This window comes from Bradyrhizobium barranii subsp. barranii (assembly GCF_017565645.3).
Taxonomy (GTDB): domain Bacteria; phylum Pseudomonadota; class Alphaproteobacteria; order Rhizobiales; family Xanthobacteraceae; genus Bradyrhizobium; species Bradyrhizobium barranii.
This window is the reverse complement of the sequence record NZ_CP086136.1, coordinates 5,969,161-5,982,142: the sequence shown is the minus strand read 5'-3', so window position 1 is coordinate 5,982,142 and position 12,982 is coordinate 5,969,161. Positions and strand designations below refer to the sequence as shown.

The following is a 12,982-nucleotide window of genomic DNA, read 5'->3' as shown; positions in this document are numbered from 1 at the left end:
AGGCGACTTCAAGGATAGTCCGAGCCTGCTCACGCGTCAGTCGAAGCACGCCGTCCAAGCGTTCACATTTGCTTGCGGCCCGTGTAAGACCCCCGGCACCGATCAGCCCTAACGAACGGAAGTGCACATCATGACCGCCATCATCGACATCATCGGCCGCGAAATTCTCGACAGCCGTGGCAATCCCACCGTCGAGGTCGACGTCGTGCTGGAAGATGGTGCGCTCGGCCGTGCCGCGGTGCCGTCCGGCGCCTCCACCGGCGCCCACGAGGCGGTGGAACTGCGCGATGGCGACAAGGCCCGCTATCTCGGCAAGGGCGTCACCAAGGCGGTCGGCGCTGTCAATGGCGAGATCTTCGAGGCCCTGAGCGGCCTCGATGTCGAGCAGCAGGCCCAGATCGACCAGATCATGATCGACCTTGACGGCACGCCGAACAAGAGCCGGCTGGGCGCCAATGCCATCCTCGGCGTCTCGCTCGCCTGCGCCAAGGCAGCCGCGAACTCGCTCGACATGCCGCTCTATCGTTACGTCGGCGGCACCTCGGCGCGTCTGCTGCCGGTGCCGATGATGAACATCATCAATGGCGGCGTGCATGCCGACAATCCCATCGACTTCCAGGAGTTCATGATCCTCCCCGTGGGCGCGTCGTCCTTTGCCGAGGGCCTGCGCTACGGCGCGGAGGTGTTCCACACCCTGAAGTCCGAACTTAAGAAGGCCGGCCACAACACCAATGTCGGCGACGAGGGCGGTTTCGCCCCGAACCTGCCGTCGGCGGACGCCGCGCTCGAATTCGTCATGAACGCGATCGGCAAGGCCGGCTACAAGGCCGGCACCGACATCGTGATCGGCCTCGACTGCGCCTCGACCGAGTTCTTCAAGGATGGCAAGTACGTCTATGAAGGCGAGGGCAAGACCCGCTCGATCTCCGAGCAGGCCAAGTACCTCGCAGACCTGGTGTCGCGCTATCCGATCGTGACCATTGAGGACGGCATGTCGGAAGACGACATGGACGGCTGGAAGGAGCTCACCGACCTGATCGGCAAGAAGTGCCAGCTGGTCGGCGACGATCTCTTCGTCACCAACGTCAAGCGCCTGGCCGAAGGCATCAAGGCCGGCCGCGCCAATTCGATCCTGATCAAGGTCAACCAGATCGGTACGCTGACCGAGACGCTCGCTGCCGTCGAGATGGCGCACAAGGCCGGCTATACCTCGGTGATGTCGCACCGCTCCGGCGAGACCGAGGATTCCACCATCGCCGACCTCGCGGTCGCCACCAATTGCGGGCAGATCAAGACCGGCTCCCTTGCGCGTTCGGACCGCACCGCCAAATACAATCAGCTCCTGCGCATCGAGCAACAGCTCGGCAAGCAGGCGCTCTACGGCGGCAAGGCGGCATTGAAGGCGCTGGCATAAGCCAGCGCTCCAGCTAGGACAGGGGAGGATCGACATGAGCGACGGCAAGACCGGACTGCAACTGCGTTCGCTGATCAAGAAGAGCGGTGAACTGGAAATCTCGCTCGTCGACGTGCCGACTCCCGAGCCCGCCGCGGACGAGGTCGTCGTCCGCGTCGAGGCGGCGCCGATCAACCCGTCCGACCTCGGCCTTCTCGTCGGCGCGGCCGATATGAGCACGGCGAAGGCGTCCGGCAGCAAGGACGCTCCCGTCATCACCGCGAAGGTGCCGGAGGGTGCGATGCGGGCGATGGCCGGCCGGCTCGACGAAGCCATGCCGGTTGGTAACGAAGGCGCGGGCGTCGTCATCAAGACCGGCTCGTCCGATGCCGCGAAAGCATTGATGGGCAAGACCGTCGCGATGATCGGCGGAGCGATGTACGCGCAGTACCGCACGCTGAAAGTGCGCGAGTGCCTGCCGCTGCCGGCGGGCACCACGCCGGCCGAAGGCGCCTCCTGCTTCGTCAATCCGCTCACGGCGCTCGGCATGACCGAGACCATGCGGCGCGAGGGGCACAAGGCGCTGGTGCACACTGCGGCCGCCTCCAATCTCGGCCAGATGCTGAACAAGATCTGCATCAAGGACGGCATTCCGCTGGTCAACATCGTGCGCAGCAAGGAGCAGGCCGACATCCTGCACAAGATCGGCGCCAAATACGTCGTCGATTCCACCGCACCGAGCTTCCTCGGCGATCTCACCAATGCGCTGGTCGAGACCGGCGCCACCATCGCCTTCGATGCCATCGGCGGCGGCAAGCTGGCCGGCGACATCCTCAACTGCATGGAAGCCGCGATCAACAAGACCGCCAAGGAATACAGCCGCTACGGCTCCAACGTGCACAAGCAGGTCTACGTCTACGGCGCGCTCGATATCCGCCCGATCGAGCTGCCGCGCGGCTTCGGCATGGCCTGGGGCGTCGGCGGCTGGCTGCTGTTTCCGTTCCTGATGAAGATCGGGCAGGCCGACGGAGCCAGGCTGCGCCAGCGCGTCGTCGACGAATTGAAGACGACCTTCGCCAGCCACTACACCAAAGTGGTGTCGCTTCAGGAGGCGCTCGATCCCGCCAACATCGGGGTCTACGCCAAACGGGCCACCGGCGAAAAATTCCTCATCAACCCAAATAAATCTTCGTGATGTGCCACGGCACACCATCCAAAGAAGGACTTGCCTTCTGAGCGAAGCGCGGGAACATTTGCGCCGCAATTGAAAGCGGGGCAACCGCAAGCAAAGAAGGGGACACTTCCATGACTGATCTGAATCGCCGCGACCTGCTCGCGGGCGCTGCCGCTATGGGCGCGGCGGCCGTAACCGGACTTGGACCGACCACCGCCAGTGCCTCGGTGCCGCAAAGCGGGGCACAGGCGCCCGGCTTCTATCGCTACAAGGTCGGCAGCTACGAGTGCACCTCGATCAACGACGGCGCGCGCACCTTCCCGATGCCCGACAAGTTCGTGGTCAACCTGCCGAAGGAGGAAGCGCTGGCCGCGGGCGAGGCGGCGTACATGCCGAAGGGCATGGTCACGGTGCCGTTCAATCCGCAGCTCATCAACACCGGCTCGAAGCTGGTCCTGATCGACACCGGCAACGGTGTTGCCAATCTCGAGCCGAGCAAGGGCGCGGTCGGCCGTACGCTGCAGAACCTCGCCGCTGCCGGCGTCGACCCGAAGCACATCGACGTCGTGCTGCTGTCGCATCTCCATCCTGATCACACCAACGGTATTCGTCTCGCCGACGGCGCGCTGGCGTTCCCGAATGCGGAGATCATGGTGCCGGCGAAGGATTGGGAGTTCTGGGCGAGCGACGAGAACGCGGCCAAGGCTCCGAACGACATGACGAAGAACTACTTCGCCAACGTGAAGAAGACCTTTGCCGGCCTCGAATCCAAGGTCACGAAATACGAGTGGGGCAAGGAGGTCGCCCCGGGCATCACCTCGATCGCGACGCCCGGCCACACGCCGGGTCATACCTCGTTCGCGGTGGCCTCTGGCGACAAGAAGGTGCTGATCCAATCTGACGTCACCAACATTCCGGAGTTCTTCCTGCGCAATCCGGATTGGCACGTGGCGTTCGACAACGACGGCGCGATGGCGCAGGCGACGCGCCACAAATTCTACGACATGGCGGCAGCCGAGAAGGCGACCGTGATCGGCTTCCACTTCACCTTCCCCTCGGTGGGCCATGTCGAGAAGGACGGCGCGAAATACCGCCTGGTCCCGTCGGCGTGGAATCCGACGATCTGAACCGGGCTAGGGGTTTGCGAGAAACGTCAGGCCGCCTTCGGGCGGCCTGATTGTTTTTGGATCGTAGCGACCATCTGCTTTCGAGAAACTCAGCGTTTCCAAACGGGACCGGTTCATGCACTTGCATCCATCGACCGGGATCGCTTAAGTGCCGCCCCGGAACTTCCGCTCAAGCCCCAAGGACAATCCATGGCCTACAACATCGTCGTGATCGCCGGCAGCCTGCGCAAGGACAGCTTCTCGCTGAAGGTCGCCAACGCGCTCGCAAAGCTCGCGCCGGCCTCGCTCAAGCTCGAGGTCATCACGCTGGCAGGCATCTCGTTCTTCAACCAGGACCTCGAGGGCGCGCCGCCCGCGGACTGGCTGTCCTTCCGCGAGAAGCTGCAGAAGTCGGACGGCGTGATCTTCGTCACCCCCGAATACAACCGCGCCATCCCGGGCGTGCTCAAGAACGCCATCGACGTCGCTTCGCGCCCCTATGGCAAGAGCTCGTTCAACGGCAAGCCGGTCGGCATCATCTCGAACTCGCCGGGCCCGCTCGGCGGCGTCAGCGCCGCCAAGACGCTGCAGAACATCCTGCCGGGCATTACCGGCCCGATCCTGCAGCAGCCCGAGACCTATCTGAACGCGGTCGGCGATGCCTTCGATGCGGAGGGGAACCTGACCAAGGAATCTCTGAAGCCCGTACTCCAGGCCTATATCGACGCGTTTGCCGCGCACGTGGCCAAGCACCACGGCTGAGGTCTTTCTTCGTCATGGCCGGGCTTGTCCCGGCCATCCACGTCTTGGCTCGTGGTGACGAAGAAAGTGGATGCCCGGCACAAGGCCGGGCATGACGGCTGGGGGTATGGATTGGAACGCGAAGGGGGAGGCGATTAGCACTCCCTTAACCAACTTGCCGCATCTTCCCAAGATGGTCTCCCGCGCGCGCCTGAAATCGATCCTGACCGGCCTTGCCCTCTATGCGATGGCGGCCGCTATCGTCGGCTATTTCGGCGTCAACGCCTACACCGGCAAATACGGTCTCAACGCCCGTCAGGAACTCGACCAGGAGATCATCGCGCTGACGAGCGAGCTCGCCCAGCTCAAGCGCGAGCGCGCGAAGAGCGAGCAGCGCGTGTCGCTGCTGCGGACATCGCGGATCGATCCTGACATGCTGGACGAGCGGGCGCGCTATCAGCTCGACTATGTCAATCCGCACGATCTCGTTCGGATGATCCCGGCGAAGTAGCGCTTTCCGCAGCATTCGAAACCGGCATCGAAAGCCGCTGCCGAAATCCCGCAACCGTGTAGCAATTCTACCGAAAGTCTTAGGCTTGGAACCGGGCTGCCGCCTTGACGGCAACGCAGCAACGGCCCCATGGCTTCTGCCGCCGTCTGCCTGAGTTGACGCAGATCAACCGGGCCGTGCCGGCGCAGCCTAGACTGCCACCCGGAGGAAACAGTGATGAATGGGCCAATGTCCCGGCATCACGCGGCCCGCGTCGAGGCCGCCATTGCGTCAGGCCAGGCCGCGCGCTCCGCGCTGCTGGCCTCGTGGCGCCGTTCGTCCCGATTGCATCATCTCGATCCCGCCGGCCGCAGCGCGCCGATGCGGCTGAGCGATGTCGAGTTGCGGCAGGCGCGCGAGCGCGTCGCGCCGCTGCTCGCCGCCGCGCAAGGCGCGATGGACCGGCTCTATCAGGCGGTCGGCGCGAGCGGCTGCTGCGTGCTGCTCGCCGACGGTGCGGGCGTGCCGGTCGACCGCCGTGGCACAGCAGTGGACGATGCGACGTTCCAATCCTGGGGCCTGTGGACCGGCGCGCTCTGGAGCGAGGAGCATGAAGGTACCAACGGTATCGGCACCTGCGTCGTCGAGCAGCGCCCGCTGACGATTGACCGCGACCAGCATTTCTTCACCCGCAACACGCTTCTGAGCTGCACCGCCGTTCCGATCTACGATCACGAGGCGGCGTTTGCGGGCGTGCTCGATGTCTCCTCCTGCCGCGCCGACCGGACCGATGCGTTTTCCAATCTGATCGCGCTCGCGGCAGGTGAGGCGGCGAGGCGCATCGAGGCCGATCTGTTTCGCCGCGCCTTCGCCCATGCCCGCATTGTGCTGACGCAAGGCGCGGACGGCCAGGCCGGCGGCCTCGTCGCGGTCGATGCAGATGATCTCGTGATCGGCGCGACCCGGTCCGCGCGGGTGGGACTCGGGATTGCGCCCGGCCGTCCCTTGCAGCCGGTGCCCGCGGCTGACCTCCTCGGCGGCGAACCCGCGCATGACCATCTTGCCGGCGGCCAGCGCGCGGTGTTGCAGCGGGCGCTGCTGCGCGCGGGCGGCAATGTTTCGGCCGCCGCCAAGGCCCTCGGCGTCAGCCGCGCCACGCTGCACAGGAAGCTCAAGCGGTTCGAACTGAAGCACTGAGCTGGGGCTCTATTTTTCTTCCGCGCCCACCAACTCAACCCTCATGGTGAGGAGGCCGCGAAGCTGCCGTCTCGAACCATGCAGGCCTGGCTGTGCTCGCGGCCATCCTTCGAGACGCGCGCAAGAGCGCGCTCCTCAGGATGAGGGCTGAGTGTGTGGGGGCAGCTGCGTCACCTGTCGCAGAACTGCGACAGGTCGGGCCGGCCATCGCTCACGTCCGGGCTGACAGGAAAACGCTCCCGCGACATCGTTGGCGCAAGTCGTGACCACGCGACGAATTGCGCAAACAGCAAACATCGGGAGTGATCAATGAACAAGGTGGAATTCCTCGGCGTCACCCAGGTTCCGTTCGCCGAACGCTATGACAATTTCATCGGCGGCAAATTCGTCGCGCCAATCTCCGGCAAGTACTTTGACAACGCCTCGCCGGTGAACGGCCAGATCGTCTGCAAGATCGCGCGTTCCAATGCGCAGGACGTCGAGGCCGCCCTCGATGCGGCGCACGCCGCCAAGGGCGCCTGGGGACGCACCAGCGTCGCCGAGCGCGCCGCGATCCTGAACCGGATCGCCGACCGGATGGAAGAGAATCTGGAGCGCCTTGCGGTTGCCGAGACCTGGGACAATGGTAAGCCGATCCGCGAGACCCGCGCCGCCGACCTGCCACTCGCGATCGATCATTTCCGCTATTTCGCCGGCGTGGTGCGTGCGCAGGAAGGCTCGATCGGCGAGATCGACCACGACACCATCGCCTATCATTTCCACGAGCCGCTCGGCGTGGTCGGCCAGATCATCCCCTGGAACTTCCCGCTGCTGATGGCCTGCTGGAAGCTCGCGCCGGCGCTCGCCGCCGGCAATTGCGTGGTGCTCAAGCCCGCCGAGCAGACGCCGGCCTCGATCATGGTCTGGGCCGAGATCATCGGCGATCTCCTGCCGCCCGGTGTCCTCAACATCGTCAACGGCTTTGGCCTCGAGGCCGGCAAGCCGCTCGCCTCCAGCCCGCGGATCGCGAAAATCGCCTTCACCGGCGAGACCTCCACGGGCCGGCTGATCATGCAATATGCCAGCCAGAACCTGATCCCGGTCACGCTGGAGCTCGGCGGCAAGTCGCCGAACATCTTCTTCAACGACGTCACCGCCGAGGACGACGATTTCTTCGACAAGGCGATCGAAGACTTTGTGATGTTCGCGCTGAACCAGGGCGAGGTCTGCACCTGTCCGAGCCGGGCGCTGGTCCACGCCGATATCTATGACCGCTTCATGGAGCGGGCGCTGAAGCGCGTCGCCGCGATCAAGCAGGGCGACCCGCGTGCGGCCGACACCATGATCGGCGCGCAGGCATCTAGCGAGCAGCTCGCCAAGATCCTCTCCTATATCGACATCGGCAAGCAGGAGGGCGCCAAGGTGCTGGCCGGCGGCGGTCGTGCCGAGCTCGGCGGCGATCTTTCCGGCGGCTTCTACGTCCAGCCGACGGTGTTCGAGGGCCACAACAAGATGCGAATCTTCCAGGAGGAGATCTTTGGTCCCGTCGTCTCGGTCACGACCTTCAAGACCGATGACGAAGCGCTCGCGATCGCCAACGACACGCTCTACGGCTTGGGAGCCGGCGTCTGGAGTCGCGATGCCAACCGCTGCTACCGCTTCGGCCGGGCTATCCAGGCCGGCCGGGTCTGGACCAACTGCTACCATGCGTATCCTGCGCATGCCGCGTTCGGCGGCTACAAGCAGTCGGGCGTCGGTCGCGAGACCCACAAGATGATGCTCGATCACTACCAGCAGACCAAGAATCTCCTGGTCAGCTACAGCCCGAAGAAGCTTGGCTTCTTCTGATCGGGCAAGATCTGATTGGGCAAGATCTGATGGGGCAGGAGAGGGCGGCGCAACCTTTGCGCTGCCCTCTCCGTCGTCATCCGTCTGTCAGAGTCTTGAGACAATACGACAGCGCCGACCGTATTCGGTTCGGCGCCCGCGGCATTCGAAGCGATGCCGGGCAAAGACGGAGGCTTGGTGATGCGGAACAGTCGTTCAGGACGGACAATGGGTGTCGCAGCGATGCTGTTCGGCGCGGCAGTGCTGCCGCTGTCGATGGCCTTTGCACAGTCCGGCCCGGCGCCAGCTGGCGCCAAGCCCTTCCTGACCGTCGATGGAAAGGCGCCACTGGTCCTTGGCCATCGCGGCCTGCCGGGCCTGGTACCTGAAGAGACCGAGGCGTCGTACGACCTCGCCGCGGCGCTCGGGACCGATGCGCTCGAAGAGGATTTGCACCTGACCAAGGATTGCGTTCTGGTCGTGCGTCATAACCCCTGGCTGAGCGACAACACCAACATTGCCGAGGTTACGAAGACCAATGCGGCCGTCGCTGCCCGCAAGCGCACCGTGCCCGGTGTGCGCGTCAAGGCCCCGTCGGCCACCGGCGTGCCTGCCGACTACCTGACGGATCTCAGCGACCCGGCCGATCCCAAATCGGTGCTGAAGTCGCTGATCGTGGACGGCGAGGATCATACCAACGATTGGTCGATCAGCGACTTCACCATGGCCGAGCTGAAGCAATGGATCGGCGGCACCACCTATGACGCGGCCAACGAGCGGCCGAAAGTCTTCAACGGCAAGCTCCCTATCATCAGCTTCCAGGACGTCATCGACATCGCCAAGGTCAAGAGCAAGGAGACCGGGCGGACCATCCTCGTCTATCCCGAAACCAAGAACCCGACATGGAACAATGCCCAGGCGATCGCCAATGGCTGCGGCGCGGCCGGCAGCCGTCCGCTCGAGGATGCCCTGATCAAGATCATCAGGGATAACGGCCTCAACACCAAGGACGCTCCCATCCTGGTCCAGAGCTTCGAACCCGGCAGCCTGAAATATATGCGCAGCCACGGCCTCCAGACGCGGCAGGTCCAACTCGTCGACGGCAACGGAATTGACTTCAAAACCGGCAAGGTTCTCCTCAACAACATCACGAATTCGCGCCCGTTCGACTGGACGGTTGCGGGCGATGCGCGCTTGTACGATGCGATGCTGACGCCCGAGGGGCTTGCCGAGATCAAGACCTATGCCGAGGGCATCGGTCCGTGGAAGGCCTATATCGTTCCGCTCAAGATCGCGCCGTGGAAGGACAGCAACGCCGATGGCACGCCCTACAAGGGATCGACGCCGGAGGCTTCGACGCAGGACGCGACCAGCCTTGTCGCGGACGCGCACAAGCTCGGTCTTTTCGTCCATGTCTTCACGTTTCGGAACGAGAAGAAGTATCTTGCCGCCGACTATCGCGGCGACCCGAGCCTTGAATATCTCAAATTCTACCGGCTCGGCGTCGATGGGGTCTTCAGCGACTTCACGCATACCGGCGTTGCCGCCCGTGCGGCGTATTTGCGCGAGTTGGGCTGGTAAAGCCGGCACGGCGAATCGGACGCGCGTGGGATTTCGGATACAAAACGGCGCGTCCGATTTCTCTGCGTTGGCTGCCCACGTTCCCTTCGCTGACCGGTGAGCTAAAGTTGCCCGATCGGCGCCAAAGGTTTTGCAAAGTTTCGGTCACGTTGCAGTGCGGCATAATGAAAGTCGCGCCATGCCGCCGCGGTCCTTTCCAAGGGCGTTTGACTTGGGTTAGAGAGGGCTGAAGTTTTCTCTGACCCGGAATTCCCATGGCCGCACCCAAGAAAGCCGCCGCAAGCACTCCACAGGACAAGACCGACGGCGGTTCGCCCCCGGAATTCACCAGAGAGCAGGAGCTCAAAGCGCTCCGCGACATGCTCCTGATCCGGCGGTTCGAGGAAAAGGCCGGCCAGCTCTACGGCATGGGCGCGATCGGCGGCTTCTGCCACCTCTATATCGGCCAGGAGGCCGTGGTGGTCGGCATGCAGATGGCCCTGAAGCAGGGCGATCAGGTCATCACCGGCTATCGCGACCACGGTCATATGCTCGCCACCGGCATGGAGGCCAACGGCGTCATGGCCGAGCTCACCGGCCGGCGCGGCGGCTATTCCAAGGGCAAGGGCGGCTCCATGCACATGTTCAGCAAGGAGAAGCACTTTTACGGCGGCCACGGCATCGTCGGCGCGCAGGTCTCGCTCGGCACGGGTCTGGCCTTCGCCAACCACTATCGTGGTAACGACAATGTCAGCGTCACCTATTTCGGCGACGGCGCGGCCAACCAGGGCCAGGTCTATGAGAGCTTCAACATGGCGGAGCTCTGGAAGCTGCCGGTGATCTACGTCATCGAGAACAACCGCTACGCCATGGGCACCTCGGTGTCGCGCGCTTCGGCGCAGCAGGATTTCTCCAAGCGCGGCGCGTCCTTCAACATCCCCGGCATGCAGGTCGACGGCATGGACGTCCGCGCCGTGAAGGCCGCGGGCGAGGAGGCGGCGGCCTGGTGCCGTGCCGGCAAGGGCCCCTTCATCCTGGAGATGCAGACCTACCGCTATCGCGGCCATTCGATGTCCGACCCCGCCAAGTACAGAACGCGCGAAGAGGTCGAAAAAGTCCGCCACGACCAGGACCCGATCGAGCAGGTGCGCAACCGCCTGCTCGCGGCCAAGGTGAGCGAGGCCGATCTCAAGGCGATCGACGCCGAGGTCCGCGACATCGTCAATGCGTCCGCCGACTTCGCCCAGCATGATCCCGAGCCGGATGCCGCCGAGCTCTGGACCGACATTTACCGCTGAACGCGCGCAAGCTTTCTTTTGGAGTCGATATGCCAATTCAAGTGCTGATGCCCGCGTTGTCGCCCACGATGGAGAAGGGCAACCTTGCCAAGTGGCTGAAGAAAGAGGGCGAGACGATCAAGTCCGGCGACGTCATCGCCGAGATCGAGACCGACAAGGCGACCATGGAGGTCGAGGCGACCGATGAGGGCACGCTCGGCAAGATCCTGATCCCCGAGGGCACCGCCGACGTCGCGGTGAACACGCCGATCGCGACCATCCTCGCCGATGGCGAGACGGCCGCCGATCTCGCCAAGGCGCCGGCCGCGCCGCCGCCGAGCGTCGCGCAGGAAGTCGCCGAATCCCGCTCGCCGGTCGGCGAAGGCAAGCCGATGATCTCGGCGCCGAGGGCCGCGGCTGCCCCTCAGGCCGTTGCCGAGCCCGATCCGGAAGTGCCCGCCGGCACCGCGATGGTGACGCAGACCATCCGCGAAGCGTTGCGCGACGCCATGGCCGAAGAAATGCGCCGCGACGCCGACGTCTTCGTGATGGGCGAGGAAGTCGCTGAATATCAGGGCGCCTACAAAGTGACCCAGGGCCTGTTGCAGGAATTCGGCGCCAAGCGCGTCATCGACACGCCGATCACCGAACACGGCTTTGCCGGCATCGGCGTCGGCGCTGCCATGACCGGGCTGAAGCCGATCGTTGAGTTCATGACCTTCAACTTTGCCATGCAGGCGATCGACCAGATCATCAACTCAGCGGCCAAGACGCTCTACATGTCCGGCGGCCAGATGGGCTGCTCGATCGTGTTCCGCGGGCCCAACGGCGCCGCCGCGCGTGTCGCCGCCCAGCACAGCCAGGACTACTCGTCCTGGTATTCCAACGTCCCGGGTCTCAAGGTGGTCGCGCCGTTCTCCGCAGCGGACTACAAGGGCCTGCTCAAGGCCGCGATCCGCGATCCCAATCCGGTGATCTTCCTCGAGAACGAGGTGCTCTACGGCCATACCGGCGAAGTGCCGAAGCTCGATGACTTCGTGATCCCGATCGGCAAGGCGCGCATCGTGCGCTCGGGCGGCCATGTCACCATCATCTCCTGGTCGAACGGCATGACCTATGCGCTGAAAGCCGCCGACGAACTCGCCAAGGACGGTATCGAGGCCGAGGTGATCGACCTGCGCACGCTGCGGCCGATGGACACCGAGACCATCGTCAACTCGGTCAAGAAGACCGGCCGTGCGGTCACGGTGGAAGAGGGCTGGGCGCAGAGCGGCGTCGGCGCCGAGATCGCCGCGCGCATCATGGAGAACGCCTTCGACTATCTGGATGCGCCGGTCGCGCGCGTCTCCGGCAAGGACGTCCCGATGCCCTATGCCGCGAACCTGGAGAAGCTCGCGCTGCCGTCGGCAGCCGAAGTGGTCGAGGCCGCCAAAGCCGTCTGCTACAGGTAGATCATGGCGGGCCCGAAGGAGCAGCCATTGCCACCCGACGTCCTCGCCCGCGACGATGCGGTCGAGATCCTGCGCGTATTCGTGCTGGACGGCGGGTTGTCGATGGCGTTCCAGCGCGCCTTCGAGGAGCCCGACATGTGGGGCCTCCTGCTCGTCGATCTCGCCCGTCACGCGGCGCGCGCCTATGCGCGTGAGAGCGAATACACCGAGGAGGATGCGCTGAGCCGGATCCTCGAGATGTTCCAGGCGGAGATTGAACGGCCGACCGATACGGGCACGACGACACCGCGCGGGAAGGGGCACTGATCGTGGCGATCGAAGCCCATCATTTCGATTTCATGCTGGAGGCGATCCGCGAGGCGGATGCCTCGATCGCGCAGGGCGGCCTGCCGATCGGCGCCGTGCTGACGCGCGGCAACGAGATCATTGCCCGCGGCCACAACAACCGCGTGCAGGAAAAGAACGTCATCCTCCACGGCGAGATGAGCTGCCTGCGCGAAGCCGGCGTGATCTCGTTCCACGACACCGTCATGTACACCACGCTGTCGCCATGCTCGATGTGCGCTGGCGCACTCGCTCTGTTCAAGGTGAAGCTGGTGGTGATCGGAGAATCCGTCACCTTCCCGGGCTCCAAGGACATCCTCGACAAGTTCGGCATCCCCTGGATCGACCTTGCCGACGACCGCTCCATCACCATGATGAAGAATTGGCGTTCCATCCCTGCCAACGAGCGCCTGTGGCAGGGCGACATCGGCAACTAAACCTGGTCGTCTTCGCTGTCGGAGAC

12 protein-coding genes are annotated in these 12,982 nt (G+C 64.4%); all 12 read left to right on the top strand.

All coding sequences use genetic code 11. From position 1 onward, the window contains the following. Positions 1-130 precede the first annotated feature (130 nt). Positions 131-1,414: a phosphopyruvate hydratase gene (gene eno / locus J4G43_RS28910; RefSeq protein ID WP_028149603.1), complete on the top strand. Its 1,284-nt coding sequence runs from the start codon at positions 131-133 to the stop codon at positions 1,412-1,414. Between the two features lie 34 nt (positions 1,415-1,448). Continuing rightward, on the top strand, positions 1,449-2,588 hold the full coding sequence (locus J4G43_RS28905) for a zinc-binding dehydrogenase (RefSeq protein ID WP_208087053.1): 1,140 nt from the start codon (positions 1,449-1,451) through the stop codon (positions 2,586-2,588). 110 nt (positions 2,589-2,698) lie between these two features. After that, on the top strand, positions 2,699-3,694 hold the full coding sequence (locus tag J4G43_RS28900) for an MBL fold metallo-hydrolase (RefSeq protein WP_208087052.1): 996 nt from the start codon (positions 2,699-2,701) through the stop codon (positions 3,692-3,694). Positions 3,695-3,883: 189 nt separating this feature from the next. Then, positions 3,884-4,435, top strand: coding sequence for an NADPH-dependent FMN reductase (locus tag J4G43_RS28895; protein WP_208087051.1), 552 nt, complete (start codon positions 3,884-3,886; stop codon positions 4,433-4,435). Positions 4,436-4,607: 172 nt separating this feature from the next. Further along, positions 4,608-4,925, top strand: coding sequence for an FtsB family cell division protein (locus tag J4G43_RS28890; RefSeq protein WP_028149600.1), 318 nt, complete (start codon positions 4,608-4,610; stop codon positions 4,923-4,925). Between the two features lie 216 nt (positions 4,926-5,141). Next, a complete protein-coding gene (locus J4G43_RS28885) occupies positions 5,142-6,101 on the top strand; it encodes a helix-turn-helix domain-containing protein (RefSeq protein WP_208087050.1) in 960 nt (319 codons plus the stop codon). Positions 6,102-6,410: 309 nt separating this feature from the next. Next, positions 6,411-7,928: an aldehyde dehydrogenase gene (adh, locus tag J4G43_RS28880; RefSeq protein ID WP_208087049.1), complete on the top strand. Its 1,518-nt coding sequence runs from the start codon at positions 6,411-6,413 to the stop codon at positions 7,926-7,928. A gap of 207 nt (positions 7,929-8,135) precedes the next feature. Continuing rightward, positions 8,136-9,488, top strand: a complete 1,353-nt coding sequence (locus tag J4G43_RS28875; RefSeq protein ID WP_208087048.1) for a glycerophosphodiester phosphodiesterase family protein — start codon at positions 8,136-8,138, stop codon at positions 9,486-9,488. 254 nt (positions 9,489-9,742) lie between these two features. Then, on the top strand, positions 9,743-10,765 hold the full coding sequence (gene pdhA, locus J4G43_RS28870; protein ID WP_063983080.1) for a pyruvate dehydrogenase (acetyl-transferring) E1 component subunit alpha: 1,023 nt from the start codon (positions 9,743-9,745) through the stop codon (positions 10,763-10,765). Positions 10,766-10,794: 29 nt separating this feature from the next. Then, on the top strand, positions 10,795-12,195 hold the full coding sequence (locus tag J4G43_RS28865) for a pyruvate dehydrogenase complex E1 component subunit beta (RefSeq protein WP_208087047.1): 1,401 nt from the start codon (positions 10,795-10,797) through the stop codon (positions 12,193-12,195). A gap of 3 nt (positions 12,196-12,198) precedes the next feature. Continuing rightward, positions 12,199-12,501, top strand: coding sequence for a DUF5076 domain-containing protein (locus J4G43_RS28860; protein ID WP_028149595.1), 303 nt, complete (start codon positions 12,199-12,201; stop codon positions 12,499-12,501). 2 nt (positions 12,502-12,503) lie between these two features. After that, positions 12,504-12,956: a nucleoside deaminase gene (locus J4G43_RS28855; RefSeq protein ID WP_208087046.1), complete on the top strand. Its 453-nt coding sequence runs from the start codon at positions 12,504-12,506 to the stop codon at positions 12,954-12,956. Positions 12,957-12,982 lie beyond the last annotated feature (26 nt).